This window comes from Glycomyces tritici, from assembly GCF_030403505.1.
In genome coordinates this window covers 925813-952595 of record NZ_JAUEMJ010000001.1, presented here as the reverse complement: position 1 = coordinate 952595, position 26783 = coordinate 925813, and the positions used below count along the sequence as shown (strand labels likewise).

Here is a 26783-nt window from a genome sequence, read left to right as displayed (position 1 = left end):
GGGCGGATTGGTGGGGGGGCTTGGTGGGGGGGGGGGGGGGGGGGGGCGGGGGGGGGGGGGCCCCCCCCCCCCGCTCTTTCTCTTTTCTCGCGAGATGTGCTGACAGGAGCCGCGCGGGAGTGCACCCCCGCGCGGTCTTCGGGGGCGGCCCCCGGGGTTCCCACATTCGCCGCCAGTCCTGCCAGAACCAGCTCCACCTTCCTCGCTCCTCCACTGCCTCCGGAGGAAGGTGTTTTTATCTACTAACTCTCACAGGTTGGTCCAGAGTTGCCAAGGAGAAGTTTTGAGACTGTGGATAACCCGTGAAACTGCAGTTCGCCGTCGCTTTCGGAGTATCGGCCCGACTAACTCGAGGTTCGGATCGCCCGGCCCTGATGCAGGGCGCCGCAACAGCTCCTGGTGTTCGCGTACCGCTTTCGCCGCGAGCGCCTCCGACGCGACCGCTTGCTCGAATGCGTCGCGCATCATTTCGACCACGAGATCCTGGCGGGAGCACCGCCGTGTCACCGCGGCGTTGGCGAGCCATGCGGCGAGATCATCCGGGAGTTCGACTGTCAGTTTCACCATTCGGAGATGATCAGTCCGGAGCACGGGCGAGCAACCGCAATACGCGGCTCGGACCTGGCGCCCTTCGAGGTCGGGCCGCCGGGTGTGACCGTCGGTATAGCGGAAGCCGAAGATCGAACAGCGGGGCCCGGCGAGCATCGCTCGCCGGACCCCGTCGTCGGACCGTTTAGCCCATCCAGCCGCAGATCTTCCAGGCGTCGTCTTCCTTGACCATGTCGAGGGTCTCGTCGCTGGTCTCGCCACCGGCGGTGATGGAGACTTCGACCGTCGCGGTGTCGCCGTCTTCGTTGACCTCGCCGATCTCGTACTTCATGTCGTCGACATCGGCGAACGCGTCATCGGCCCCTTCAAGGGCCTCCTTGCGCTCCTCCTCGGAGAGCTCCGCGAACATGCCCGCGGCCTCCTTGACGCTGGCGACGTCGTCGTCGCAGAAGTACTCTTCGGCGACTTCACCGGCCTTGTCGGCGTCGCCGTCCACCATCGCGCCGACGAGGTCCTCGATGCCGTTGTCGAGGAAGTTCTCGACCGCGCCGTCAGGCGTGTCGGAGTTGCCGCCGCAGGCGGCGAGGGCGAGGACCGTGGCGAACGTGCCGCCGAGGAGCGCGGCGGTGCGGCGGGCGCGGCGGGGCGTCATCTCAGTGTTCATGGGTTCCAATCAAAAAGGGGTTCCGTTGCGGCCCCGGGCAGGACCGGAGGCCGGTATGGGCCCGGCCCCGGGAACGGGGTCCACATTAGCGATGCACTGCAAACCGGCGGCGTCGTCGCCGTGGATGCCGGAGGGACGGCACGTTAACCGAGGTCGGGCCACCAGGTGTGGTCGGCGGCGATGTAGTGGAAGGCCGTGCGGACCTCGGATTCGTCGATGCCCTTGAGGCGGGCCCAGGCTTTTCGATACACCTTGAGCTGGAGGGCCGCATGGCGGGCGGCCTCGCCCTGCGGAGGGCGGCCGGTCTTCCAGTCGACGATGTCGTAGCCGCCGGACTCTCCATGGAACACCGCGTCGATGCGGCCGCGCACGATCGTGCCCTCGTAGTCGATGACGAACGGGACCTCCTGCGCCGCGATGCGCCGCTTCGACCAGGCCGAGTTCCGGAACGCCTGCTTGAGCCGTTCGAGGTCGGCGTCAGGGCCGACCGGGTCGGCCGCCCCCGGCAGGTCGGCCGGGTCGAAGAGCGTGCCGCCGCCGAAGAACTCCTCCACCCACGAGTGGAACTCCGTGCCGCGCTGGGTCGCCGGGCGCGGCGGGACCGGCATCGGGCGGCGCCGCTCGGCCGCGAACCGCTCCTCGTCCTCCCGCATCGCCATGAGCTGCGACGTCGAGAGCCGCTTCGGGCGCGGCAGCTTCACTACCCCCGATTCGCGCTCCGCGCGCTCGGCGAGCAGCAGTTCGGCCTCGTCGCGCCAAGCCTGCGCCTGCGGGCCCTCCGCACCGGCCCCGTCGGCGACCGCCAGCACCAGGTCCGCCGCGTCGGCGAAGGCCTCCTGCCGGGAACCCAAGGGCGCCTTGCTCGGCCACTCCACCGTGCGCGCGTCCTCCTCGAGCGGGTTCGACGGGCCCGGATCGGCCCACACCGTCGCTTCGGCACCCGCCGCCACGGCCTCGGTCAAATACGGGGCCGGCTTGCGGGGCTGGCGCCGCTCGGCCTCCCACCAGTAGCCGCTCGCCAGCAGCGCCTGCCGCGCGCGGGTCAGCGCCACGTACGCGAGGCGCCGCTCCTCCTCCAGGCGCGCCTCCTCGTCATCGCGCTTGAACTCCTCAACGGCCCCTTTGACTTCGGACGGCACCGTCGCGTCGTCCAAGTACAGGGACGGCAGGTTCGCGGCGTCCCCGCGCAGCGGGTACGGCAGCCGCGCCGCATCGCTCACCCACGTCTGGTCGCCCTTCACCTTGCCCGGCAGGATGCCCTCGCACAGGCCCGGCACCGCCACCACGTCCCACTCCAGGCCCTTCGCGGCGTGCACCGTGAGCAGCTGCACCACCCCGCCCGCCGGCGAAGCGCCCTCCACCGTCAGGCCCCGCTCCCGCTCGGCCGCAGTCTCCAGATAGGACAGGAACCCCGGGATGCTCGCCCCGCTCGTGTCGTTCTCGTACGCCGCCGCGATGTCGACGAACTCGTCCAGGTTCGAGAGGTCCCCGTGGTGCAGCATCACCTCGACGTCCAGCCCCGAATGCGCGATCACATCGCCCACCACGTCCGGCAGGCTCTGCCCCAGCCGCCCGCGCACCCACGCCAACTCCTCGTGCAGCTGCCCGAACCGCAGGTACCCCAGCGCCGAGTACCGCTCGGCCGGGCCCGGATCGGCCAGTGCGTCCGCCAGCGACGCCTCGGCCTCGCGCCCCGCGTCCGGTTCGAAGCCGCGCGTGTCGGGCGCGAGCTCGCGGGCGCGGGCCCACAGGCCGGCGATGTCGCGCGGCCCGATCCGCCACCGGTTCCCGGCCAGGAGCCGCATGAGCGAGGGCCCGTCGGTCGGGTCGGCCGCGGCCCTGAGCATCGCGACCGCTTCGGCCACTTCGGGATGAAACAGCAGGCCCAGCGAGCCCACCACTTCCACCGGCAGCCCGGCCGCCGTCAGGGCCCGATGCAGGGCCGGGATCTGGCGGCGCTTGCGCACGAGGACGGCGGCCTCGACGGGCTTGGCGGCGTCCCCCAGCTCGGCCCGCCGCTGCTCCTCAATGGAGGAACGGATCACGGCGAGGTTCGCGGCGAGCCAGTCCGCTTCGTCCGCGACGGTGACGTGCATGGCGGCCCGCACCAGGCCCCGGCCGTCGACGCCCGCCTCGAGGGGCCGGATGTCGCCCGCACGCAGCGGCTCGGACACCTGGTTGGCGACGGCGAGGATCTCGGCCCGGTTGCGCCACGACTTCGTCAGCTCGACCCGCGACGCGGGCAGCCCTGCGGGCGTGGGGAAGTCGGTGGGGAACCGCAGGAGCGTCCCGGCCGAGGCGCCGCGCCAGGAGTAGATCGACTGGTTCGGGTCGCCCACGGCCGTCACGGGATGGCCGCCGCCGAACAGGTCCCGCAGCAGCGACACCTGCGAGTACGAGGTGTCCTGGTACTCGTCGAGGAGGACGACGCGCCAGCGCTCGCGCTCGCTCCTGATGATCTCGGGCGCGCCCGCGACGAGCTGCGCGGCGAGCGAGAGCTGGTCCGCGAAGTCCATGACGCCGAGCTCGCGCTTGCGCCGGTCCCAGGACTCCACGAGCGGCAGGAGCTGCTCCCGCTTGCGCCGCAAGGACATCAGCGCCCGGAACTGGTCGTTCGACTGCCGCGAGCCCTGGCGCTCGCCGAGCATCTCGGCGAGCTCGCGGTCGAACGCGCGCAGGTCGTCGCCGTCGCGCAGGTGCTCGGCGAGCTGCCCCGCGAGCTGCAGCACCTGCTCGGTGACCTTGTCGACGCCCACGTCGAACTCGCTCATCGGCCCGTCCCACGCGCACACCAGGTCCCGCGCGATCTGCCAGCGGCCCGTGTCGGTGATGACCCGCGTCCCCGGCTCGATGCCGATCCGGAGGCCGTGCTCGGCGACCAGGCCCCCGGCGTACGCGTTGTACGTCGACACCGTGGGTTCGCCGTGGAGGTCGGCGAGTTCGGGGATCGACTCGGTGAGCCGCCGCAGCTTGTCGCGCACGCGGGCGGCGAGTTCGGCCGCGGCCTTGCGCGTGAAGGTGAGGCCGAGGATGTGCTCGGGCCGGGCGACCCGGTTGGCGATGAGCCACACGACCCGGTCGGCCATGGTCGTGGTCTTGCCCGAGCCGGCGCCCGCGACGACGAGCATCGGGTCCGGCCCGGCCTCGATCACGGTGGCCTGCTCCGGGGTCGGAGTGGGGGTGCCGAGCCGGTTGGCCAGACCCACCGCGGTGTAGCGGGGTGCGGGGCGCTCACTCATCGGTCACCTGTCGTCCCTCGTCGGCGATCGGGCAGCACCGCTTGACCGAGCAGGTCTCGCATCTGCTGGTGTTGCGGGCCTCGAACACCGACCCGGCCATGCGCAGGGCCGTGTCCTCGGCCATCTCGCGCGCCCAGTCCGGGTTCTCGTGCTCGCCGAGCGGGCCCTGCTCGCGGGCGACCGCCGTGGCGCCCTTCGCGTTCGGGTACACGAGCTCGGCCCCGCCCGGCTCCGAGCCCTCCTCGAACGCCCCCTCGGCGATCGCGAGCTGGTAGATGCCCAGCTGCGGGTTGGTCTGCGCCTCGGCCTTGGTGACCGCGCTCTTCCCGGTCTTGAGGTCGACCACGTAGAGGCGGCCGTCGCCGTCGCGTTCGAGCCGGTCGATCTGGCCGGACATGACCACTTCGACGCCGGGCGGGCCGACCTCGAGCTTGATCCGGAACGACCGCTCGGCGCCGATGAGCTCCCTGCGGTTGGCGCTGAGCCACTTCGCGAACCGCTCGACAGCGCCGGAGACGCGCTGGCGCTGCTGCTCGGCGTGCCACGGCGCTTCGAACGGGAGCCGGTCGAAGTGCTCGCCCACGACCTGCTCCATCACCGTCTTCGGGTCGGCGGCGGGGTCGACGGTGACGGCTTCGGCGGCGGCGTGCAGGAGGGTGCCGAGGTGGCGGGGGAGGAGGTCGCCGGAGTCGCCGCCGTGGGCCTCGAGGACCCACCGCAGCCCGCACTGCTGCGTCTTCTCCACTTGGGACGGTGAGATGCGGATCGTCTCACCGGCGAGCGCGAGGGCCCGTTCGTCGGAGACCTCCGCGAGCCCCCACCACTTCGCCGGGTCGGCGCCCGGCACGTCGGAGGCGGCCAGGCGCCGCAGGGCCGCGGCGGCGGCGTCGCGTTCGGCATGGCCGGAGTCGACCACGGCCTCGCGCAGGCGCGCAGTGAGCGCGGCGAGGCTCAGCGGCCGCCCGCGGCGGGGCGCGGTGACCGGTTCGACGCCGAGTTCGGCGCTGAACCGGCTCGGTTGCGCCTCTTCGGAGTCCACGGCGGTCACGAGCAGCCGCACCCGCGCGCGGGTGCACGCGCTGTAGAACAGGCGCCGCTCCTCGTCGAGGAGCTGCGCCACCTGGTCAACGTCGGCGCGCCCGTCGATCACGTCGACGAGCGCTTCGGCCCCGAGGAGGGACCCGCGCGGCCGCAGGTTCGGCCAGGCACCCTCCTGCGCGCCCGCGACGACCACGAACTCCCAGCGGCGCCCGTGCGCGGCGTGCGCGGTCGCGAGGGTGACCGCGTCGCCCAGTTCCGCACGCGCGGAGAGGAAGTCGCCGGGGAGCTGCTGGTGGAGCACGTGCTCGCAGAAGACCTCGACGCCCGCGCCGGGCTGCTTCTTCTCGTAGTCGGCGGCCAGGTCGAACAGGGCGATCACCGCGTCCAGCTCGGCGTCGGCGCGCTGCGCCCGCCGGTCGCCCGAGAGCGCGCGCCGCCGCAGCCGCTCGCTCATCGAGGAGGCCTCCCAGACCGCCCACAGGGTGCCGCTCAGGCCGGTGCCCTCCTTGGCGGCCTTGAAGAGCGCGCCGAGACGCCGCGCGGGCTCGGCCCAGTCCTCGTCGGGCAGCGCGGCGGTGCGCTCGGGGTCGCGCAGGGTCTCCACGAGGAGGTCCGCGCCGGGGGAGAAGTTGTCGGCGGCGACCGCGAGCCGCCGCAGCTCCTGGCGCAGGCGGCGCTCCTCGAACGGGTCCGCGCCGCCGTACGCCGAGTGCAGGAGCCCGGCCGCGTTCGACTCGTCGAGCCGTTCGCGCCCGCGCCCGACCAGGACGAGGTGCAGGAGGTTGCGCACGGTGGGGTGCGCGGGCAGCGGCACGTCGTCGGCGGCCTGGCGGGTCGGGACGCCCGCGTGCTGCATGGCCCGGCGCAGGCGCGGGATCTCCGAAGCCGATTTGACCACGACCGCCATGTCCCCGTAGGGAATCCCGTCGAGCAGGTGCGCGCGGCGCGCGACGTCGGCGAGGTACACGGCCTCGCGGGTCGGCGACGGCAGGTAGACCACGTCGACGCGGCCCTGCTCCTCGGAGGCGGTGCCGCGCTTGCGGTCGCGGTCGTGCCCGCGCAGCCGCCGCGAGAGCGCGGTGGTGGCGTTGAGCGGTGCGAGCGCGACGTCGTGCGTGTCGTCCAGCTGCACCACGGGCGCTTCGGCGCCGCCGCGCCCGGTGAAGCGGAACGGGAAGTCCCGCACCGATTCGGGGTCGCCGCCCTGGTAGCCGAACACGGCCGCGTCCGGCGTGCCGGCGGCGACGAGGTTCGCGCCGTCCCCGGCGAGCAGGTCGAGGAGCCGCAGGTGCGCGGGCGTGGCGTCCTGGAGGTCGTCCACGAACACCCAGGCGGGCCTGGGGAACAGCGTGGGGTCGCGGCGCAGCGCGGCACCGGCGGCGCGGACGATCTCGGCCGAGTCGTACAGGGCGCTCGACATCGACTGGAGCGCGAGGGTGGTCACGTACCGGTCGTAGAACCGCGCCGCCGAGATCCACTCGGGACGGTCGTGCTCGCGGCCGAGGCGGGTCAGCTCGGGCGCGGACAGGCCCCGCTCGCCGCAGCGGAGCACGAGGTCGCGCAGCTGCTGCGCGAACGCGTAGGTGCGCACGGCCTCGTCGAAGCCGGGGGGCCAGGCGAAGTCCTCGCCTTCGAGCATGGAACGGATGAGCGCGTCCGCTTCGGGGCCGGTGAGCAGGCGCGGCTCGTCGCGGCCCGCGGCCACCGCCGAGGCGCGCAGCAGCGCGAACGCGAACGCCGCGAACGTGTAGACGCCGACCTCGGCGGACGAGAACCCGGCGGTGGCCGTGTTCAGTCGCGAGCGGAGGTGGGCGGTGTCCTGGCGGCGCAGGCCGAACACGAGGATCGAGGCCGGGTCGACCCCGGCCTCGACTTTCGCGGTGACCGCGCGCAGCAGCGCCTCGGTCTTGCCGGTGCCGGGGCCGCCGCGCACGAGCAGCGGTCCGGAGGCGTGCTCGACCACCGCCCGCTGCCGGGCGTCGAGGTCGAAACCCGGCTCGGCCGCGGCGGGCGGATCCGTGAGCTCATACCGAAGGTCGGACACGCACCCTATGGAACCACGGCCCCACGACAATTCGAATCGGCACGGCGAGTCGGGCGCCCTCGGCGGTTCGCCGCGCCCCGCGGCGCCGTCCCGCGCCCGGCCCGCCGGCGGTCTGAGCGGCGCCGATTGCGCCACCGCGGTGCGCCGCCGGTCGACCGTGCCCGGCGTTCACGCTTTCGAGTGAACTCGGGCGCCGTGACGACTCGTAACCCGATTTCTTGTCGGACCCCGCGGCGACGATTGAGGCAGGCTGGTCGGCCCCCAGGGTGGGTGGGGTGGGTTCAGTGAGTTCAGCGAGATCAGTGAGTTCAGCGCGTGTGGGCCCCAGGCCCCCGCGGACTCGCGCGCGCCGCCGGCCGACCCGGACAACATCGAGGTTTCCGATGGTCTTCGCGGACTCGCGCGCAGCGCCGCCGGGCCCGATCGGGCCCGGCGGCGCTCGGTTTCCTTGGTGTCGAAGCTAACTGAAATGCAGGTCCCGGCGGCGCGCTCCCGCGTAGCCGAGCGCCGTCAAGGCCCCGGCCGCCGCGGTCACCAGGGCCGCCGCGAGCCAGTCGACGTCGTTCGCCGGGTACTTCGCCAGGTGCTCGAACGGCGAGACCGCCCGCGCCCACTCCGGTAGGTCCAGGAGGTTCGCGAAGTACAGCACCACGAACAGCCACACCCACGCGAGCCAGCGCAGCCAGCCCAGCCGCGGCAGCCACGTGTACGCCGCGAACGCGAACGCCGTGAGCGCCCACACCGCCGGCAGCTGCAGGAGCGAGGCCCACAGTGCCGTCCGGAAGTACGACCAGTCGTCGAGCGAGGCCGAACCGGACAGGGCCAGGAACACCCCGGCCGTCACGGTCGCGATCGTCACGGTCCACAGGGCCGCGGGCAGGTACGAGCCCGGCCAGCCCGAGCGGGAGACCGCGGAGGCGGCGATGAGTTCGCCGCGGCCCTGGGTCTCCTCCTTGCCGGCACGGCCCACGACCAGCAGCCCGAACAGGCCCGCGAACAGGCCGTTCAGCGCCACGAACGTCGCGGTGATGTTCTCCTCGATGCTCGCGCCGCCTTGGTCGAGCACGGCCCGCTCGGTCTCCGAGAGGCCTTCGAGCATCTCGTCGGCTCCGCCCATGAGCGAGCCGTACGCGGCGCCGAGCAGCAGCATCGTGATGACCCCGGCCAGGGTCATGCCGCGCGTCAACCGGAACGTCAGGGCGGTGGCGCTGTCGAGGCCCGGCTTCGCCTCGCCGCGCCCGAGCCGCCCGGCGAGCATCCCGATCCCGAAGTCGCGCCGAGTGACCAGCGCGAACGCCAGCCCGACCGCGAGGACCGCGACCCCCGCGCTCATGACGAGCGGCCACCACCGCTGCTCGGGGGTGTACACGAAGGTCAGCTGCGACCAGCCGATCGGCGAGAGCCAGGTCGCCCAGTTCTCCTGGGCGTTGCCGATGCCGGCGGTCAGGGCCGACCAGCCCAGGACCATGAACGCGAGCCCGTTCGCGCTCGAAGCGAAGCCGGCGAGCTGGGCCGTCACCGCCGCGACGGCGGCGAAGACCATGGCGATCGCGGTGTGCGCGAGTCCGAAGAGGAGCGCGCTCGCGCCCTGGTCGCCCGGGAGCGCGGCGACCGCGGCCGCCATGAGCGCGCCGAGCACCACGGCCGCGATCCCGGCGAGCGACAGCGCCGCGGCGAGGTCGGCGCGGCGGCCGATCGGGTTGGAGCGGAACACCTCCGAGCGGGAGGTCTCCTCGTCGGCGCGGGTGAGCCGCACGATGAGCAGCAGGAACATGACGGCGGTGAGCGCCCCGGTCCACAGGATCATCTGGTGGGCGAACATCGCGCCGGTGCTCTCGCCGTAGGCCTGGATGTACTCGACGGGCCCGGTCATGGAGCGCATCGCGGGCGTGTTCACGGTGACGCCGTAGGCGACGCGGCCCTCGGCGTCCGGGTAGAGGCCGGGGAAGGAGGCGGCGACCATCCAGGTGCCCCCGGCGAGGCCGGCGAGCCAGCCCAGGAGGTACAGGCGCGAGCGGCGGGCCTGGAAGCGCAGGAGTTTGCCGGTGCCGGCGAGCGTGCCCAGGCCGTCTTCGAGCTCGGCGACCGCGGTGGTCATTTCGACTCCCCGTTGGCGACGCCCTTGGCGGCGAGCTCGTCGCCGTAGAAGCGCAGGAAGATCTCCTCGAGCGACGGCGGCTCGCAGGTGAGGCCGGCGACGCCGGCGACGGCGAGCTGGGCCAGCACGTCGTCGAGGGCGGCGGTGTCGATGCTGCACTCGATGTCGAGGCCGTCGGTCTTGAGGTCGTGAACGCCTTCGTGGTCTTCGAGGCCGCGCACGGGGTTCTTGAGGGTGGCGCGCAGGCGGGAGCGCGAGAAGTGGCGCATCTCGGCGAGGGTGCCGGTCTCGACGATGACGCCCTTGCGGATGATGCTCACCCGCTCGCACAATGCCTCGACCTCGCTCATGATGTGGCTGGAGAGGAGCACGGTGCGCCCGGCGGCCGAGGCCTCCTTGACGCATTCGTTGAAGACGGCGCCCATGAGCGGGTCGAGTCCGGAGGTGGGCTCGTCGAGCAGGAGCAGGTCGACGTCGGCGGCGAACGCGGCGACGAGCGCGACCTTCTGCCGGTTGCCCTTGGAGTAGGAGCGGCCCTTCTTGCGCGGGTCGAGGTCGAAGCGCTCGAGCAGCTCGTCGCGTTTGGCCTTGTCGACGCCGCCGCGCAGGCGGCCGAGGAGGTCGATGGTCTCGCCGCCGGTGAGGCCGGGCCAGAGGGCGACGTCGCCGGGGACGTAGGCGAGGCGCTTGTGGAGGGTGGCGGCGTCCTTCCAGGGGTCGGCGCCGAAGAGTTCGGCGCGGCCCTCGTCGGAGCGGAGCATCCCGAGGAGGACGCGGATGGCGGTGGACTTGCCTGCGCCGTTCGGGCCGAGGAAGCCGTGCGTCTCCCCTTGGGCCACTTCGAGGTCGAGGCGGTCGAGGGCGGTCACGTGGCCGAAGCGCTTGACCAGTCCTTCAGTGCGGATCACTGCGTTCATGCGCTCAAGCTATCATAGTTTTCATGAATTTGTGAAATCTATAGCGTGTCAAGATAACATCAAGACCTGATCGGCGGACCGCGAAGGGGAACGATGGAAGAGCACACCGAACAGTGCAAGGCCCTGCTGGAGTACGTGGAGCGGTTCGCCGGGCTCCTCATCGCCAGCGGCCTCCAGCGCATGTCGGCGCGGATCTTCTCGTACATCCTGGTCGACGACGCCGACACGTACACCGCCGCGGAGGTCGCCGAAGGACTCGGCATCAGCCTCGCCGCCGTCTCCGGCGCCGTCCGCGAACTGACCACGGCCGGACTCCTCATCAAGGGCCGCCGCACCTCCACCCGCGCCGACGTGTACCGCCTCAACGACGACGACATCTGGGGCTCGATCATGCTCGACCGCGGCCCGATCATCGACCGCTACCGCGAGCTCGCGATCGTCGGCATCGACACGATGCCGGAGGGCCCCGGCCGCGACCGGCTCATCCAGACCGCCGCGTTCATGGAGTTCGTCGACCACGAGATGGCCGCCATGCGCGCACGCTGGAACGAGTGCCGCGGCGAACTCGTCGCCGCGTACGCCGAGCGACGCCGAACCATGCCGCCGCGATAGTGACGAGCCATACCGTTCCGGTATGCTGCTAGCCTGACCGCCCCGATCAGAAGAACCCTGGAGGAAGCCGACGTGGCCGACGACACCAGCAGCTCCGATGCGGATGCGACCGCTGAAAAGGGTCGTCCCACTCGCAAGCAGGGCGAGAAGACCGCGTCGCGCAACCCCGTGAAGCGGCTCGGCCGCTTCCTCAAAGAGGTCGTCGAGCAGCTGCGCAAGGTGGTCTACCCGACCCGGCGCCAGCTCATCACCTACTCCGTCGTCGTCCTGGTCTTCGTCGGCATCATGATGGCCTACATCGGCGGCCTCGACCTGCTCTTCGGCGACCTCGTCCGCCGGGCCTTCGGCGCCGGCTCCTAGCCCCCCGTTCCATTCGCCCCGCCCACCGGGCCCGCGGGCGGATTGCGTGACCTGCGCCGGTTCGCCGGTGCCTGAGGCGCGCCGCCGTCCCGAGCGGCTACCCTAGGGGGTATGACGCGCGCCGGTTCCGCCGGCGCGCGACTTCACAGGCGGGGATCGCCGCATCCGAGAAGCCGGTCGCGAAACCGGTCCGGAGCGTGCACCATCGCAGAGAATCAGTCGCAGTACCTCGCCGTTGCGAGGTCGAGCCGGAATGAGAGTTGAGCGTGTCTGAGTTCGACGAGGCCCTGAAGGTCGAGGTCGCGGCGCAGGCTGCTGCGGCGCAGGTCGCGGACGTCGAAGCGGAGCCGGAGATCGACGAGGACGCCGTTCCCGGCGAGCCCGAGGTCGACCCGGCAGAGGCGCTCCGCGCCAAGCTGCGCTTCGCGCCGGGCGAGTGGTACGTGCTGCACTCCTACGCCGGCTTCGAGAACCGCGTGCGCTCCAACCTGGAGAACCGGATCCAGTCCTTCGACATGGAGGACTACATCTACCAGATCGAGGTCCCCACCCACACCGAGGTGGAGATCAAGAACGGCAAGCGCTCGAAGGTGGAGGCCAAGGTCTTCCCCAGCTACGTGCTCGTCCGCATGGAGATGACCCCCGAGTCGTACTCGGTCGTGCGCAACACGCCCGGCGTGACCGGCTTCGTGGGCGTGGTCGACCGCACCGACCGCCCGAGCCCGCTCCCGCTCGACGAGGTCATCCAGTGGCTGCTCCCTCCGGAGCAGAAGCCCAAGGAAGAGGGCCAGGCCGACTCCGGCGGCGGCGACATCGACATCAAGGTCGACTTCACCGAGGGCGAGTCCGTCACCGTCGTGGACGGCGCGTTCGCCTCCATGCCGGCCACCATCGCCGAGATCAACGCCGAGCAGCAGAAGCTCAAGGTGCTCGTCTCGATCTTCGGCCGCGAGACCCCGGTGGAGCTCAACTTCAACCAGGTCTCGAAGCTGTAGCACGAGCTACAGCTCACATACCTCCTTCAGAGTGCCCGCCACCTGGGCGAGTACCCTGGATGAGTTGCGCGCAGGCCGCTGGCGTGCGCGCGCATGGAAGGCGGGGGCGCAAGCCTCCGCATAGCCCAGGATCAAGAGAAGGACACGATGGCTCCCAACAAGAAGGCCGTTGTGACGTTCAAGCTGGAGCTCGCGGGTGGCCAGGCCACCCCGGCCCCGCCGGTGGGTCCCGCCCTCGGCCAGCACGGCGTCAACATCATGGAGTTCTGCAAGGCCTACAACGCGGCCACCGAATCCCAGCGCGGCGAAGTCCTCCCCGCTGAGATCACGGTGTACGAGGACCGTTCGTTCACGTTCGTCCTCAAGACCCCGCCGGCCGCCAAGCTCCTGCTCAAGGCCGCCGGTGTCGCGAAGGGCTCTGGCGAGCCCCACCGCGTCAAGGTCGGCAAGGTGACCCAGGCCCAGGTGCGCGAGATCGCGGAGAAGAAGCTCCCCGACCTCAACGCCAACGACCTCGACGCCGCGTCGCTCATCGTCGCGGGCACCGCCCGCTCCATGGGCATCACGGTCGAATAGGCACCGTCGAGTAATCGTCGGGCCGCCGAGCACTCGGCAGTCACCAGACCAACCCAGTGGAAGGGCGCGCGCCCGCCCTCACCACGACATCCGAAGGATGGAACATGAAGCGCAGCAAGAAGTACACCGACCTCGCCAAGAAGGTCGACCGCAACCAGCTCTACGCGCCCTCCGAGGCGACCGGGCTGGCGAAGGAGACCTCGCCGACCACGTTCGACGCCACCGTCGAGCTGTCGATCCGACTCGGCGTCGACCCGCGCCAGGCCGACCAGCTGGTCCGCGGCACCGTCGCCCTGCCCCACGGCACGGGCAAGACCGTCCGTGTCATCGTCTTCGCCGAGGGTGACAAGGCCGAGGCCGCCGTCAACGCCGGCGCCGACGAGGTCGGCTCCGACGAGCTCGTCAAGCGCATCTCCGAAGGCTGGCTCGACTTCGACGCCGCCGTCGCCACGCCCGACCAGATGGCCAAGATCGGCCGGATCGCGCGCATCCTGGGCCCGCGCGGTCTCATGCCGAACCCGAAGACCGGCACCGTCACGCCGGACGTCGCCAAGGCCGTCACGGAGATCAAGGCCGGCAAGATCTCGTTCCGCGTCGACAAGCACGCGAACCTGAACCTGCCGATCGGCAAGACCAGCTTCACCGCTGAGCAGCTCACCGAGAACTACAACGCCGCCCTCGAAGAGGTGCAGCGCTTGAAGCCCGCCAGCTCCAAGGGCGTGTACCTCAAGAAGACGGTCATCTCCACCACGATGGGCCCCGGTATCCCGGTCGACCCGTCGGCGGTCAAGATCAAGTAATCACCGCAAGGTGTGACGTGGCCCCAGTGCGGACTCCTGCGCTGGGGCCACGCTCATGCCCCGTGCTAATTTAGAGGCCACAACCCAAAGACCGTTCGGTTACCGCCTTGTGCGGTTGTAAACCACCCGGAACCGACGTAGGGCGACTACTCGAAGCGACCATGGTGTGGGCCAACTCAGTTGGCCTCAGGTCCCAGTGATGAGGCGTCCCGCAGGGGCGCCTTTTTTGTTTGTCGCCTCCGCGAACGGTTGAGGATTGATCAGCCGAGAAAGGAGGGAATTATGGCTGAACGGGAATACCCGGCGGGTAAGCAGACCGCCATCGCCGAACTCGCCCAGGACTTCTCCAACGCGAACGCCACGGTGCTCACCGAGTACCGCGGCCTCACTGTTGCGGAAATGCGCGAGCTGCGGCGTTCCCTCGGCGAGGGGACGCACTACCGCGTCGCGAAGAACACCCTTGCCAAGCGCGCTGCCAACCAGGCCGGCGTCAACGGCCTGGACGAGCTGTTCGTCGGCCCCACCGCGATCACCTTCATCGAAGGCGACCCGGTGGAAGCCGCGAAGAGCCTCCGCGCCTTCGCCAAGACGCACGAAGCCCTGGTGATCAAGGGCGGTTACATGGAGGGCAAGCCCCTCACCGTCGAAGAGATCACCAAGCTCGCCGACCTCGAGTCGCGCGAAGTGCTGCTGGCCAAGCTGGCCGGCGCGATGAAGGCCACCGCGCAGAAGACCGCCTCCGTGCTCGCCGCCCCTGCCTCGCAGGTGGCCCGGCTCGGTGCAGCGCTGCAGGACAAGAAGGCGGCCAGTGGGGAGTAACCCCACTAGCCCGAGACTTTAAAGAAAGGACACACCATGGCTAAGCTTTCCACCACTGAACTGCTCGACGCGTTCAAGGAGATGACCCTCCTCGAGGTCTCCGAGTTCGTCAAGGCGTTCGAGGAAGAGTTCGACGTCACCGCCGCCGCTCCGGTCGCCGTTGCCGCCGCTGCCGGCCCGGCCGCCGAAGCCGCTGTCGAGAAGGACACGTTCGACGTCGTTCTCGAGTCTGCAGGCGAGTCGAAGATCAAGGTCATCAAGGAAGTTCGCGGCCTCACCGGCCTCGGCCTCAAGGAAGCCAAGGAGCTCGTCGAGAGCGCCCCCAAGGCTGTCGTTGAAGGCGCGAAGAAGGAAGACGCGGAGAAGGCCAAGGAGGCCCTCGAGGGCGCCGGCGCCACCGTCACCCTGAAGTAATCGCGACTGCCGTGATTTGAAAGAGGGGCCTCCCAGCCCTTGTACGTGGACCGGGTCCGCACGCCGTCAGGCGGTGCGGGCCCGGTCTTCTGCTTTTCCGGAGAATTCTTGGAAGAATTCGCACCGGGCGCAACGAAATCCGCCCACGCCCGCGTCTTTGCGAGTAGACACACCCCACGCACTCAAGGAGATGGACGATGTCCGCAAGGAGATGGGCTGCCGGGCTCGGCGGAGCGACAGTGCTCGCGCTGACCGCCGGCTGCGGGATGCTCGGTATCGGCGGCGGCGAGGACGAGAAGTCCGATGAGGACCGCCTGCTCACGATCCTCAACGAGAGCAGCCGCATCGAGTCCGAGCTCGTCACTGCCGAGAACCGCATCGTCCAGAACTGCCTGGAGGAGGCCGGGTTCACCGTCCACGAGCCCTACTCCTTCCAGGACTGGGGGGTGTACGAGCAGGACACGCTCGCGGGAGGCTACCCCCACGAGGAATTCCTGATCGACCCTGAAGAGGCCAAGGAGTACGGCTTCGGCGCCTGGGCGGACAGCCCCGAGGCCCAGGAGAACGGCGAAGCCGAGGACTACTGGGCCGCCCAAGAGGAGAAGTGGGAAGAGGAAGAGGGCGGCGACGACGAGTGGGTCGAGCCCGACACCACCGACTGGGATGCCCTCGAGCCCGGTGAGCAGTACGACTGGTACGTCGCCTACCAGGGCGCCGAGTACACCGAGAACATGAACGGCACGCGCGACCAGTACATCTCGTCGATGTCCGAGGAGGAGCTCACCGAAGAGGAGTGGGAAGCCCTCGAAGGCGAAGAGGGCGCCGAAGAGGAGATCGTCGACGAAGGCGAGATCAACGTCGACGAGGAGGCGTACGTCGAGCCCAAGCCCGGCGGCTGCCAGCTCGAGATGATCGAGGCCCTCTACGGCGAGCCCACCCTGGTCGAGGAGCACTACGAGGAGGACGAGGGCGGCGACTACTCCTACTGGACGTACCGCCCCGAGAACCCCACGTACGGCTCCGGTGAAGAGGACACGATGTGGGACGCCATCTCGGCCGACTACGCCGCCGCCATCGGAGACCTCCAGGGCAAGTACCTCGACTGCCTCACCGAGCGCGGCTACCCCGACTTCTCGTTCGACGAGTACAACAGCGTGCAGGTGCGCGCCTGGCTGTACGAGATCTACTACGACGGCGTTCCCGAAGAGGAGCGCATGGTCTCCTACGGCGACGAGGACATGGACCTCCCGCCGCTCCCCGACGACATGCCCGCCGACTACGAGGCCAAGAAGGCCTTCGAGATCCAGACCGCGGTCGAATTCGCCGAATGCGGCGAGGAGACCGGGTTCGCCGAGGCCTCCGAGAAGGCCTACGACGAGGCGACCGTCAAGGCCTACGTCGCCGTTGAAGAGGACCTCTACGGCTGGCAGCAGGAAATGCAGGACGCGCTGACCAAGGCCCAGGAGATGCTCGACAAGTAACAAGCCACCTCTCTATCGGGGAAGAAAGGCCCGGGCCGCGCAGATGGGGCGCAGCCCGGGCCGCCCTGTATCCGCTCGCCTTCACGGGCGCACTACCGGCCGGCACGGCAGTGGGGCACCCTGTTGCCCACGCCCCCAACGGGTCTGCCGGCCCTCCTCGCCTCGGTCGCGGCCGCCGACCGCCGGGTCCGGCTTCTTGCCCTCCCTGAACGAGGAGCGGTACGCCTGCCAGGACGACCTGCCCGCCGCCATCGGGGACCCCTGGGAGGCCTCTCGGTCCACCATCGCGATGAGCCCGCGTCACCTTCGGGGCGCGGGCTCGTTGTACACGTCGAGGCGGTCGGCCCGTTCGCGGACCTGCCGCCCCGAAGGTGCGAGGCCGGGACGCCGCATTGCGGCCGGGCGCCGGGACGCGCGAGCGATCCGGCACCGGCGGCAGGCGACGCAAAGGCGTCCCGTGCCCGCACCGAATCCGAATCGCCCCGCGCTCGCCGCGGCGCTCGGACACCGGGCGCTCCGCCGGCACCGCCCGCCGGGCCCGCGCCGCGCGGAAGCCGCACCGGATTCGGCTCCGCAGACGCGACGCCGCGTCCGCTGCCGCGAGTACGACGGCCATCGCCGTCACCCCGGCCTCGGCGCGACACGCCCGGGCTCCGAAGCTTGTGCGGCCCTTCGCAACGGCCGCGCGACCCCGCCGCGCCCCGCCCCGTGTCCGCCGCCGCGCCCCTGCTGCGCTGGGATTCGAACGCCCGCCGCGGCCTGCCGGAGCACCGGTTCAGGCGCTGGGGCCGAAGGGGCGCATCCGGGCGAATTAGACGCCTGACTTGACGAACTGTGACTTGATCCTGCAAACTAGTTCCTCAAGCGCCACTGCGTGGCGCGCGCAACGTTCGCCCCCACCGGGCCGGTCCCGGCACCGCGGACGGAGCGCCAGGGCCGCCGCGGGGCGGCCCGGAGGCAGGACTGAACCGGCGAGCGTGCGAACCGGACTCGGAGCGATGTACGGAAGGAACTTCGGCAGCGGGAGAGATTGTCGTCACCCCTTACCCCACCACCCGGTGGGGAAGTTGACAGTTGCCGGAGCGTACATTAAGCTATTAATTTGCGCTGCCTCCTTCACGCCTTCTTGACGCGGTGAGGGTCGTGGACGGTGGGGATTCCAGGCAATCGACCGACGTTGGACGCCGCTTTTCGGCTGCTCCGCCTCGATCTGATGCCCGACTCCGGCTGTCCTCGTCTATCCCGCATCGGTGCGGAGACTGCGGCATGCGCCGGCCGTCGTAACAATCAGGTCCTCGGAAGGACGAATCTTGGCAGCTTCCCGCACTGGCAAGACCAGCTCCAGCAAGAGCAAGCACGCACCTCGCCGTATCTCGTTCGGCAGGATCGAAGAGAAACTCGAAGTCCCGAACCTTCTGGCGCTCCAGACCGACTCGTTCGACTGGCTCGTCGGCAACGAGGCCTACCGCGCCCGCGTGGGCGAGGAGGCGGTCAGCGGCCTCGACGAGATCCTCGAGGAGATCAGCCCGATCGAGGACTTCTCGGGCACCATGAGCCTGTCCTTCTCCAATCCTCGCTTCGACGAGGTCAAGGCCCCCATCGAGGAGTGCCGCGAGAAGGACCTCACCTACTGCGCCCCGCTGTTCGTCACGGCGGAGTTCATCAACCACACCACCGGTGAGATCAAGAGCCAGACGGTCTTCATGGGCGACTTCCCCATGATGACCCCGAAGGGCACCTTCATCATCAACGGCACCGAGCGCGTGGTGGTCTCGCAGCTCGTCCGTTCGCCGGGCGTGTACTTCGACAAGCAGCCCGACAAGACCTCGGACCGCGACCTCACCAGCGCGAAGGTGATCCCGGGCCGCGGTGCGTGGCTCGAGTTCGACATCGACAAGCGCGAGACCGTCGGCGTGCGCGTGGACCGCAAGCGCCGCCAGGCCGTCACCGTGCTGCTGAAGGCCATCGGCTGGGACAACGACCGCATCCGCGAGCGCTTCGGCTGGTCCGAGCTCATGATGACGACCTTGGAAAAGGACACCATCAACTCGCAGGACGAGGCGCTGCTCGACATCTACCGCAAGCTCCGCCCGGGCGAGCCGCCGACCAAGGACAACGCGCAGTCGCTGCTGGAGAACCTGTTCTTCAACAAGAAGCGCTACGACCTCGCGAAGGTCGGCCGCTACAAGGTCAACAAGAAGTTCGGCCTCGACTCGCCGATCTCGACGGGCGTCCTCACCGAGGACGACCTGGCCGCGACGATCGAGTTCATGCTGCGCCTGCACTCGGCCGAGCCCGGTTACGGCCCCGACGACATCGACCACTTCGGCAACCGCCGCCTGCGCACCGTCGGCGAGCTCATCCAGAACCAGATCCGGGTGGGCCTCTCCCGCATGGAGCGCGTCGTGCGCGAGCGGATGACGACCCAGGACGTCGAGGCGATCACGCCGCAGACCCTGATCAACATCCGCCCCGTGGTGGCCGCGATCAAGGAGTTCTTCGGTACTTCGCAGCTGTCGCAGTTCATGGACCAGGTCAACCCGATCACGGGCCTGACCCACCGCCGACGCCTCTCGGCGCTCGGCCCGGGTGGTCTGTCCCGCGACCGCGCCGCCATGGACGTGCGCGACGTTCACCCGTCGCACTACGGCCGCATGTGCCCGATCGAGACGCCGGAAGGCCCGAACATCGGCCTCATCGGCGCCATGTCGACCTTCGCGCGCGTCAACCCGTTCGGCTTCATCGAGACGCCGTACCGGAAGGTCGTCGACGGTCACGTCACCGACGACATCCAGTACCTGACGGCCGATGAAGAGGACCGGGTCGCCATCGCGCAGGCGAACCAGCTGCTCAACGAAGACGGTTCGTTCATCGACGCGCAGATTCTGGCCCGCGGCCGCGACGGCGGCGAGGCCGAGCTGCTCTCCGCCGACGAGATCGACTTCATGGACGTCTCGCCGCGCCAGATGACCTCGGTCGCGACCGCGCTGGTGCCGTTCCTCGAGCACGACGACGCCAACCGCGCCCTCATGGGCGCGAACATGCAGCGTCAGGCCGTCCCGCTCATCAAGACGGACTCGCCGCTGGTGGGCACCGGCATGGAGTACCGCGCCGCGGTCGACGCCGGCGACGTGGTCGTCGCCGAGGCCGACGGCACCGTCGAGGACTCCAGCGCCGACTACATCACCATCGCGCAGGACAACGGCATGCGCCGCACCTACCTGCTGCACAAGTTCCGCCGCTCCAACGCGGGCTCGTGCATCAACCAGGTGCCCCTCGTCACCGAGGGCCAGCGCGTCGAGGCCGGCCAGCCGATCGCCGACGGTCCGTCCACGGACAAGGGCGAGATGGCGCTGGGCAAGAACCTGCTCGTCGCGTTCACCACCTGGGAGGGCCAGAACTTCGAGGACGCCATCGTGCTCTCCTCGCGGCTGGTCGAAGAGGACGTGCTCACCTCGATCCACATCGACGAGCACGAGGTCGACGCCCGCGACACCAAGCTGGGCCCGGAGGAGATCACCCGCGACATCCCGAACGTCGGCGAGGAGATGCTCTCCGACCTGGACGACCGCGGCATCATCCGCATCGGTGCCGAGGTCGAGGACGGCGACATCCTGGTCGGCAAGGTCACGCCGAAGGGCGAGACCGAGCTGACCCCGGAGGAGCGCCTGCTCCGCGCGATCTTCGGCGAGAAGGCCCGCGAGGTCCGCGACACGTCGCTGAAGGTCCCGCACGGCGAGGCCGGCACGGTCATCGGCGTCCGCACCTTCTCGCGCGAGGACGGCGACGAGCTGTCCCCGGGCGTGAACGAGATGGTGCGCGTCTACATCGCCCAGAAGCGCAAGATCGGCGTCGGCGACAAGCTCGCCGGCCGCCACGGCAACAAGGGCGTCATCTCGAAGGTCGTGCCGCAGGAGGACATGCCGTTCCTCCCCGACGGCACGCCGGTCGACATCCTGCTCAACCCGCTGGGTGTGCCGGGCCGAATGAACATCGGCCAGGTACTGGAGGTCCACCTCGGGTGGGCGGCCAAGACCGGCTGGAAGCTGGAGGGCTTCGACGAGGCCTGGCAGCAGGCCCTCAAGGCCATCGGCGCCGACGAGGCCCCGGCCGACTCCAAGGTGGGCACGCCGGTGTTCGACGGTGCGCACCCGGACGAGGTCCAGGGCGTCCTGGCGAACACGCTCCCCAACCGCGACGGCCAGCGCATGGTCGCCCCGACGGGCAAGGCGCAGCTGTTCGACGGCCGCTCCGGCGAGCCGTTCCCGGACCCGATCTCGGTCGGCTACATGTACATCCTGAAGCTGAACCACATGGTCGACGACAAGATCCACGCGCGTTCGACCGGTCCGTACTCGATGATCACCCAGCAGCCGCTCGGCGGTAAGGCCCAGTTCGGTGGCCAGCGCTTCGGTGAGATGGAGTGCTGGGCGATGCAGGCCTACGGCGCCGCTTACGCGCTGCAGGAGCTGCTGACGATCAAGTCCGACGACGTGGTCGGCCGCGTGAAGGTCTACGAGGCCATCGTCAAGGGCGAGAATGTGCCTGAACCGGGCATTCCGGAATCGTTCAAGGTGCTGCTCAAGGAGCTCCAGTCGCTCTGCCTCAACGTGGAGGTGCTGTCCGCCGACGGGCAGGCCATCCAGATGACGGAGAGCGACGACGAGGTCTTCCGCGCCGCTGAGGAGCTGGGGATCGACCTGTCCCACGAAGAGCCCTCGAGCGTGGACTTCGAGAGCGCCTGACGTCGAGAGGGAGCGGGCGGCATAGATCTGCAAGAGCTGCCCGCTCTCCCCAACGTCTCATCCAATCCTTAAGAACCATCAAGGGGAAGAGTTCAGTGCTCGACGTCAACTTCTTCGACAAGTTGAAGATCGGCCTCGCCACCGCCGAGGACATTCGGCAGTGGTCGCACGGCGAGGTGAAGAAGCCCGAGACCATCAACTACCGCACTTTGAAGCCTGAGAAGGACGGTCTTTTCTGCGAGAAGATCTTCGGTCCGACCCGGGACTGGGAGTGCTACTGCGGCAAGTACAAGCGGATCCGCTTCAAGGGCATCATCTGTGAGCGCTGCGGCGTCGAGGTGACCCGTTCGAAGGTTCGCCGCGAGCGCATGGGCCACATCGAGCTCGCCGCGCCCGTGACCCACATCTGGTACTTCAAGGGCGTTCCCTCGCGCTTGGGCTACCTGCTGGACCTGGCGCCGAAGGACCTGGAGAAGGTCATCTACTTCGCGGCGTACGTGATCACCGCGGTCGACGACGAGGCCCGCCAGCGGGACGTCCCGACCCTGGAGAACGAGATCGTCGCCGAGAAGCGCCACCTCGAGCAGCAGCGCGACGCCGCGATCGAGGAGCGCGCCTCGAAGCTCGAAGGCGACCTGGCCGAGCTGGAGGCCGAAGGCGCCCGCGCCGACGTCCGCCGCAAGGTCAAGGACGGCGGCGAGCGCGAGATGCGCCAGATCCGTGACAAGGCGCAGCGTGAGATCGACCGTCTCGACGAGGTCATGGACACGTTCCGCAAGCTCGAGGTGCGCCAGCTCATCGGCGACGAGATGCTCTACCGCGAGCTGCAGCAGCGCTTCGGCGAGTACTTCACCGGCGGCATGGGCGCGGAGTCCATCAAGAACCTGCTGGAGAACCTGGACCTGGACGCCGAGGCGATCAGCCTGCGCGAGACGATCGCGACCGGCAAGGGCCAGAAGAAGCTCCGTGCGCTCAAGCGCCTGAAGGTCGTGGCCGCGTTCCAGGCCACGGGCAACTCGCCCCTGGGCATGGTCCTCGACTGCGTGCCGGTGATCCCGCCGGAGCTGCGCCCGATGGTGCAGCTCGACGGCGGCCGGTTCGCGACCTCGGACCTGAACGACCTGTACCGCCGCGTCATCAACCGCAACAACCGCCTCAAGCGCCTGATGGACCTCGGTGCGCCCGAGATCATCGTGGCGAACGAGAAGCGGATGCTGCAGGAGTCGGTGGACGCGCTGTTCGACAACGGCCGCCGCGGCCGCCCGGTGACGGGCCCCGGCAACCGTCCGCTCAAGTCGCTGTCCGACATGCTCAAGGGCAAGCAGGGCCGGTTCCGCCAGAACCTGCTCGGCAAGCGCGTCGACTACTCGGGCCGCTCGGTCATCGTGGTCGGCCCGCGCCTGAAGCTGCACCAGTGCGGTCTGCCCAAGCAGATGGCGCTGGAGCTGTTCAAGCCGTTCGTGATGAAGCGCCTGGTGGACCTGAACCACGCGCAGAACATCAAGTCGGCCAAGCGCATGGTCGAGCGGGCTCGCCCGGTCGTGTGGGACGTGCTCGAAGAGGTCATCTCCGAGCACCCGGTCCTGCTCAACCGTGCACCTACGCTGCACCGCCTCGGCATCCAGGCCTTCGAGCCGCAGCTGGTCGAGGGCAAGGCCATCCAGCTTCACCCGCTGGTCTGCACCGCCTTCAACGCCGACTTCGACGGCGACCAGATGGCCGTGCACGTGCCGCTGAGCGCCGAGGCCCAGGCCGAGGCCCGCATCCTGATGCTGGCGTCGAACAACATCCTGAAGCCTTCGGACGGCAAGCCGGTGGCCCTGCCCACGCAGGACCAGATCATCGGCCTGTACTACCTGACGCACCTCTCCGAAGGCCGTCCCGGTGAGGGGCGCGCGTTCGCGAACGAGGGCGAAGCGCAGATGGCGAAGGACCGCGGCGAGCTGGACCTCCAGGCGCCCATCCGGATCCGCCTGGAAGACATCGAGACCATCAACAACGGTCCCGGTGCCGAGCCGTGGACGGCCCCTGAGGGCTGGACCCCGGGCGAGCCGCTGCTGGTCGAGACGACGCTGGGCCGGGTGTTCTTCAACGAGTGCCTGCCGCCGGACTTCGAGTTCGTGAACTACGAGGTCCGCAAGGGCCAGCTCTCGGAGATCATCCACGACCTGTCCGAGCACTACTCCAAGGTGCAGCTGGGCGCCTGCCTGGACGCGTTGAAGTCCGCGGGCTTCAAGTGGGCCGGCTGGTCCGGCGTCACCATCGGCATCGAGGATGTCGTGGAGCCGGAGCACAAGGCCGAGATCCTGGAGAAGTACGAAGCGGACTCCGCCAAGATCGACAAGCAGTACGTGCGCGGTCTCATGACCGCTGAAGAGCGTCGCGGCGAGCTGACGGAGATCTGGACCAAGGCCACGGCCGAGGTGCTGGACGACCTGAACCAGACGCTGCAGCCGGAGAACCCGCTGTGGCAGATGATCAACTCGGGCGCGCGAGGCAACATGCTGCAGCTGCGTCAGATCGCCGGCATGCGCGGCCTGGTGGCGAACCCGAAGGGCGAGATCATCCCGCGCCCGATCAAGTCCTCGCTGCGCGAGGGCCTGACGGTGCTGGAGTACTTCATCTCGACCCACGGTTCCCGCAAGGGCCTCGCCGACACCGCGCTGCGCACCGCCGACTCGGGTTACCTGACCCGTCGTCTGGTGGACGTCTCGCAGGACGTCATCATCCGCGAGGACGACTGCGGCACCGACCGCGGCCTGGAGTTCCAGGTCTCGGTCGAGATCGACGGCCGCCGCATCGAGTCCGACCTGGTCGACTCCTCGATCGACGCCCGCAACCTCGCGGACGACGTCGAGGTCGACGGCAAGGTCATCCTCGAGCGGAACACGCCGCTGAACTCGGACCACATCGCCACGCTGGTCGCCGCAGGCGTCCAGGACGTGAAGATCCGTTCGGTGCTCACGTGCGAGTCCCGCCAGGGCGTCTGCGCGGCCTGCTACGGCCGGTCGATGCCGACGGGCGAGAAGGTGGACCTCGGCGAGGCCGTGGGCATCATCGCGGCCCAGTCGATCGGTGAGCCGGGCACGCAGCTGACCATGCGTACCTTCCACACCGGTGGCGCGGCGACCGCGAACGACATCACGCAGGGTCTGCCCCGTGTGCAGGAGGTCTTCGAGGCGCGTGTCCCGAAGGGCAAGGCGCCGATCGCGGAAGCGAGCGGCACCGTGCGCATCGAGGACGCCGAGAAGAGCCGGAAGATCATCATCACCCCGGACGACGGTTCCGAGGAGATCGTGGTCGAGAAGGTGCCGCGTCGTCTGCGCCTGCGCTTCGGCGACGGCGAGCACGTCGAGGTCGGCGAGAAGCTCGTCGAGGGCACCATCGACCCGCACGAGCTGCTGCGCGTGCTCGGTCCGCGCAAGGTCCAGCGCCACCTGGTGGAGCAGGTCCAGGACGTGTACCGCTCGCAGGGCGTGATGATCCACGACAAGCACATCGAGATCATCGTGCGCCAGATGCTCAAGCGCGTCACGATCATCGACTCGGGCACCCTGGAGTTCCTCCCGGGCTCCCTGGTCGACCGCCTGGACTTCGAGGAGCAGAACCGCAAGGTGCTGGCCGACGGCGGCGAGCCGGCCTCCGGCCGCCCGCAGCTCATGGGCATCACCAAGGCCTCGCTGGCGACGGAGTCGTGGCTGTCCGCGGCCTCGTTCCAGGAGACCACCCGCGTGCTCACCGAGGCCGCGATCTCCGGCAAGTCCGACTCGCTGGTCGGCCTGAAGGAGAACGTGATCCTGGGCAAGCTGATCCCGGCCGGTACCGGCATCGCCAAGTACCGGAACGTGTCGGTCGAGCCCACCGAGGAAGCCAAGGCCGCGGTCTACTCCCTCGGCGGCTACGAGGACACGACCGCCAACGCCTTCGCCTACGGCGGCGGCCCGGCGGTCAGCCTCGAGGACTCGTACGACCTGGGGTCCTTCTAGCTACAACCTGCCGATTCCCGACGGCATGAAGAAACCGGTGGGGCGGGGGGGGGGTGGGGGCCCCCCCCCCCCCCCGGTTTACAAAACCCATTTTAGCTGACGGAGCAATGAGAAAACGGGGCCGGTGGCGCTTTCGCGCCACCGGCCCACCGGCGTTTCCCAACACGATGTTCAGCTGCGGAAGCATGTAGAACTCGGGCATGGTGAACATCGAGATTCGTGATGTGCCGCAGGAAGTCTGGGATGTCCTCGTGGCAGATGCCGAGGCGCGCGGGCTTTCCATGCAGGACCACCTCCTCGGAATCTTGGTGGAGGAGGCGCAGCGCACACGGAGCGGGACGAAGCGGGAGCGGCGGGACGCTCAGTAGAGGTCGAGGTGCATCCGCAGGCCTTCATCGACATGAGCGAGCAGTTCGGCGTTCAGCCCGCCGATCCGGTGGAGGAACCTACCTCAAGGTGAGGCTCGAAAGGGATATCCGAGGGTGTGTCGCGGGTGGGCGGCGGATCGGGGCGGCGGCGAATGCCGTTGGTCCTGAACCGGCGGGTAGCGCGCCGCGCGATGGAGCCCGACGGCCAATAGGATGGGCGGGTGGTTGAGGTGCAGCGGGTGTTCGGGGTTCGGCATCCGGATGATCCGGAGCCGGTGGAGTCGACGAAGATCGTGGCGGCACGGCTGCTCGCGGCCGTCGGGGTCGCCTTGTCGCCCTTTGTGGGCGGTGCGATCCCCGCACTGATCGCCCTGATGCTGGCGCGGCAGGCCGAGGCCGATATCCGTGCGTCCGAAGGGTTCCTGCTCGGCGCCTCGCGGCTGCCCCTGGTGCGGCGGCTCTCCTGGATCGCCATCGGGATCGCCTCGGCGGTCGTCGTGGCGGGCCTGCTGATCTGGATCGTCTCGCTCGCGCGCGCCGCCGGAGGCCCGGGCTACGACGGGGGCGTCGCGGTTTCGGTTTGACACCTCGGGGAACTGCTGGTGAACAGCGCCTCCAGTAGGGCATCCCGCGCGGGCCCGTCCCGCATAGCGAGCTAATATAGGCCACGGTGTGTCTACCGCACCGAACGAACTGGTCAGGGTCCGAACGCGGCGAAGCTTGCGAGCCGCACTCGTGCACAGCGGTGAAGCTTCCAAGCCGAACAACTGGCCGCCCTCAGGCTCCGTGACACTGAACACGGATGCCTTGCGGGGCGAAAACGGCTTTGACCTTGTTCGTTAGGCTAGGTAGGCTTCTCCCTTGCGCCTGGACACCGCTTTGAGCGGCATGGTGGCCCTGTCAACTCCGGCAGCTCGGTCCCCGTGAGAGCCAGGCCAGGTTGCGTGCCTGCAAGACGGCGGGATCTGATCCCGCCGGCTGGCGTCACCGGCACGCATCCCTCGCACTGGGGGCTTCGTGAACACGGTCGTGATGGCCGGCCCTGACGGGTCCGTTCGCGAACGCGTCTGAATCT

The 26783-nt window shown here is 69.5% G+C and carries 18 protein-coding genes; 12 read left to right on the top strand and 6 right to left on the bottom strand.

The features are described 5' to 3' along the window. Positions 1 to 249: 249 nt before the first annotated feature. From QWI33_RS04365 to QWI33_RS04340, 6 genes are all read right to left on the bottom strand, one after another. On the bottom strand, positions 250 to 567 hold the full coding sequence (locus QWI33_RS04365; protein WP_289955276.1) for a hypothetical protein: 318 nt from the start codon (positions 565 to 567) through the stop codon (positions 250 to 252). A 166-nt stretch (positions 568 to 733) separates the two neighbouring features. Continuing rightward, positions 734 to 1213, bottom strand: a complete 480-nt coding sequence (locus QWI33_RS04360) for an Rv0361 family membrane protein (protein ID WP_289955275.1) — start codon at positions 1211 to 1213, stop codon at positions 734 to 736. 143 nt (positions 1214 to 1356) lie between these two features. Continuing rightward, entirely contained in the window at positions 1357 to 4452 is a 3096-nt protein-coding gene (locus tag QWI33_RS04355) for an ATP-dependent helicase (protein ID WP_289955273.1), read from the bottom strand. After that, the gene (locus QWI33_RS04350; protein ID WP_289955271.1) at positions 4445 to 7537 is read right to left on the bottom strand and encodes an ATP-dependent DNA helicase; all 3093 of its coding nucleotides are present in this window, start codon (positions 7535 to 7537) and stop codon (positions 4445 to 4447) included. The genes QWI33_RS04355 and QWI33_RS04350 overlap by 8 nt, the downstream gene beginning before the upstream one ends. A 460-nt stretch (positions 7538 to 7997) precedes the next feature. Continuing rightward, complete coding sequence (locus QWI33_RS04345) at positions 7998 to 9635, bottom strand: ABC transporter permease (protein WP_289955268.1); 1638 nt, start codon at positions 9633 to 9635, stop codon at positions 7998 to 8000. Beyond that, on the bottom strand, positions 9632 to 10552 hold the full coding sequence (locus tag QWI33_RS04340) for an ABC transporter ATP-binding protein (protein ID WP_289955266.1): 921 nt from the start codon (positions 10550 to 10552) through the stop codon (positions 9632 to 9634). Before QWI33_RS04340 ends, QWI33_RS04345 begins: the two co-directional genes overlap by 4 nt. A gap of 93 nt (positions 10553 to 10645) precedes the next feature. Between QWI33_RS04340 and QWI33_RS04335 the strand changes: the two genes are divergently transcribed. The 12 genes from QWI33_RS04335 to QWI33_RS04280 all read left to right on the top strand — a co-directional run bounded on the left by QWI33_RS04335 (position 10646) and on the right by QWI33_RS04280 (position 26292). Next, a complete protein-coding gene (locus tag QWI33_RS04335; RefSeq protein ID WP_289955264.1) occupies positions 10646 to 11164 on the top strand; it encodes a GbsR/MarR family transcriptional regulator in 519 nt (172 codons plus the stop codon). A 72-nt stretch (positions 11165 to 11236) separates the two neighbouring features. Further along, positions 11237 to 11524 carry a preprotein translocase subunit SecE gene (gene secE / locus QWI33_RS04330; protein WP_289955262.1) on the top strand — a complete coding sequence of 96 codons (288 nt, stop codon included), beginning with the start codon at positions 11237 to 11239 and terminating at the stop codon, positions 11522 to 11524. Positions 11525 to 11790: 266 nt separating this feature from the next. After that, positions 11791 to 12519 carry a transcription termination/antitermination protein NusG gene (nusG, locus tag QWI33_RS04325; protein ID WP_289955260.1) on the top strand — a complete coding sequence of 243 codons (729 nt, stop codon included), beginning with the start codon at positions 11791 to 11793 and terminating at the stop codon, positions 12517 to 12519. 147 nt (positions 12520 to 12666) lie between these two features. Beyond that, a complete protein-coding gene (gene rplK, locus QWI33_RS04320; RefSeq protein ID WP_136528430.1) occupies positions 12667 to 13095 on the top strand; it encodes a 50S ribosomal protein L11 in 429 nt (142 codons plus the stop codon). 104 nt (positions 13096 to 13199) lie between these two features. After that, positions 13200 to 13895, top strand: coding sequence for a 50S ribosomal protein L1 (gene rplA, locus QWI33_RS04315; protein WP_289955256.1), 696 nt, complete (start codon positions 13200 to 13202; stop codon positions 13893 to 13895). A gap of 282 nt (positions 13896 to 14177) precedes the next feature. Next, positions 14178 to 14714: a 50S ribosomal protein L10 gene (gene rplJ / locus QWI33_RS04310; RefSeq protein WP_289955255.1), complete on the top strand. Its 537-nt coding sequence runs from the start codon at positions 14178 to 14180 to the stop codon at positions 14712 to 14714. A gap of 36 nt (positions 14715 to 14750) precedes the next feature. After that, positions 14751 to 15128, top strand: a complete 378-nt coding sequence (gene rplL, locus QWI33_RS04305; protein ID WP_270115001.1) for a 50S ribosomal protein L7/L12 — start codon at positions 14751 to 14753, stop codon at positions 15126 to 15128. A gap of 197 nt (positions 15129 to 15325) precedes the next feature. After that, a complete protein-coding gene (locus QWI33_RS04300; protein ID WP_289955249.1) occupies positions 15326 to 16609 on the top strand; it encodes a hypothetical protein in 1284 nt (427 codons plus the stop codon). 1310 nt (positions 16610 to 17919) lie between these two features. Beyond that, a complete protein-coding gene (gene rpoB, locus QWI33_RS04295) occupies positions 17920 to 21354 on the top strand; it encodes a DNA-directed RNA polymerase subunit beta (protein ID WP_289955247.1) in 3435 nt (1144 codons plus the stop codon). Between the two features lie 95 nt (positions 21355 to 21449). Then, positions 21450 to 25340 carry a DNA-directed RNA polymerase subunit beta' gene (locus QWI33_RS04290; protein ID WP_289955246.1) on the top strand — a complete coding sequence of 1297 codons (3891 nt, stop codon included), beginning with the start codon at positions 21450 to 21452 and terminating at the stop codon, positions 25338 to 25340. Positions 25341 to 25540: 200 nt separating this feature from the next. Beyond that, positions 25541 to 25708 carry a hypothetical protein gene (locus QWI33_RS04285; protein ID WP_289955243.1) on the top strand — a complete coding sequence of 56 codons (168 nt, stop codon included), beginning with the start codon at positions 25541 to 25543 and terminating at the stop codon, positions 25706 to 25708. 221 nt (positions 25709 to 25929) lie between these two features. Then, positions 25930 to 26292: a hypothetical protein gene (locus QWI33_RS04280; RefSeq protein WP_289955241.1), complete on the top strand. Its 363-nt coding sequence runs from the start codon at positions 25930 to 25932 to the stop codon at positions 26290 to 26292. The last annotated feature ends 491 nt before the right edge of the window (positions 26293 to 26783 follow it).

What these genes read in the sequence shown, in the direction of transcription:
- QWI33_RS04365 (WP_289955276.1), bottom strand. Translation starts at nt 567, where the DNA reads ATGGTGAAACTGACAGTCGAACTCCCGGATGATCTCGCCGCATGGCTC.
- QWI33_RS04300 (WP_289955249.1), top strand. Translation starts at nt 15,326, where the DNA reads ATGTCCGCAAGGAGATGGGCTGCCGGGCTCGGCGGAGCGACAGTGCTC.
- QWI33_RS04345 (WP_289955268.1), bottom strand. Translation starts at nt 9,635, where the DNA reads ATGACCACCGCGGTCGCCGAGCTCGAAGACGGCCTGGGCACGCTCGCC.
- QWI33_RS04335 (WP_289955264.1), top strand. Translation starts at nt 10,646, where the DNA reads ATGGAAGAGCACACCGAACAGTGCAAGGCCCTGCTGGAGTACGTGGAG.
- QWI33_RS04355 (WP_289955273.1), bottom strand. Translation starts at nt 4,452, where the DNA reads ATGAGTGAGCGCCCCGCACCCCGCTACACCGCGGTGGGTCTGGCCAAC.
- QWI33_RS04340 (WP_289955266.1), bottom strand. Translation starts at nt 10,552, where the DNA reads ATGAACGCAGTGATCCGCACTGAAGGACTGGTCAAGCGCTTCGGCCAC.
- rplJ (WP_289955255.1), top strand. Translation starts at nt 14,178, where the DNA reads ATGGCTGAACGGGAATACCCGGCGGGTAAGCAGACCGCCATCGCCGAA.
- QWI33_RS04360 (WP_289955275.1), bottom strand. Translation starts at nt 1,213, where the DNA reads ATGAACACTGAGATGACGCCCCGCCGCGCCCGCCGCACCGCCGCGCTC.
- QWI33_RS04285 (WP_289955243.1), top strand. Translation starts at nt 25,541, where the DNA reads ATGGTGAACATCGAGATTCGTGATGTGCCGCAGGAAGTCTGGGATGTC.
- rplK (WP_136528430.1), top strand. Translation starts at nt 12,667, where the DNA reads ATGGCTCCCAACAAGAAGGCCGTTGTGACGTTCAAGCTGGAGCTCGCG.
- rplA (WP_289955256.1), top strand. Translation starts at nt 13,200, where the DNA reads ATGAAGCGCAGCAAGAAGTACACCGACCTCGCCAAGAAGGTCGACCGC.
- rplL (WP_270115001.1), top strand. Translation starts at nt 14,751, where the DNA reads ATGGCTAAGCTTTCCACCACTGAACTGCTCGACGCGTTCAAGGAGATG.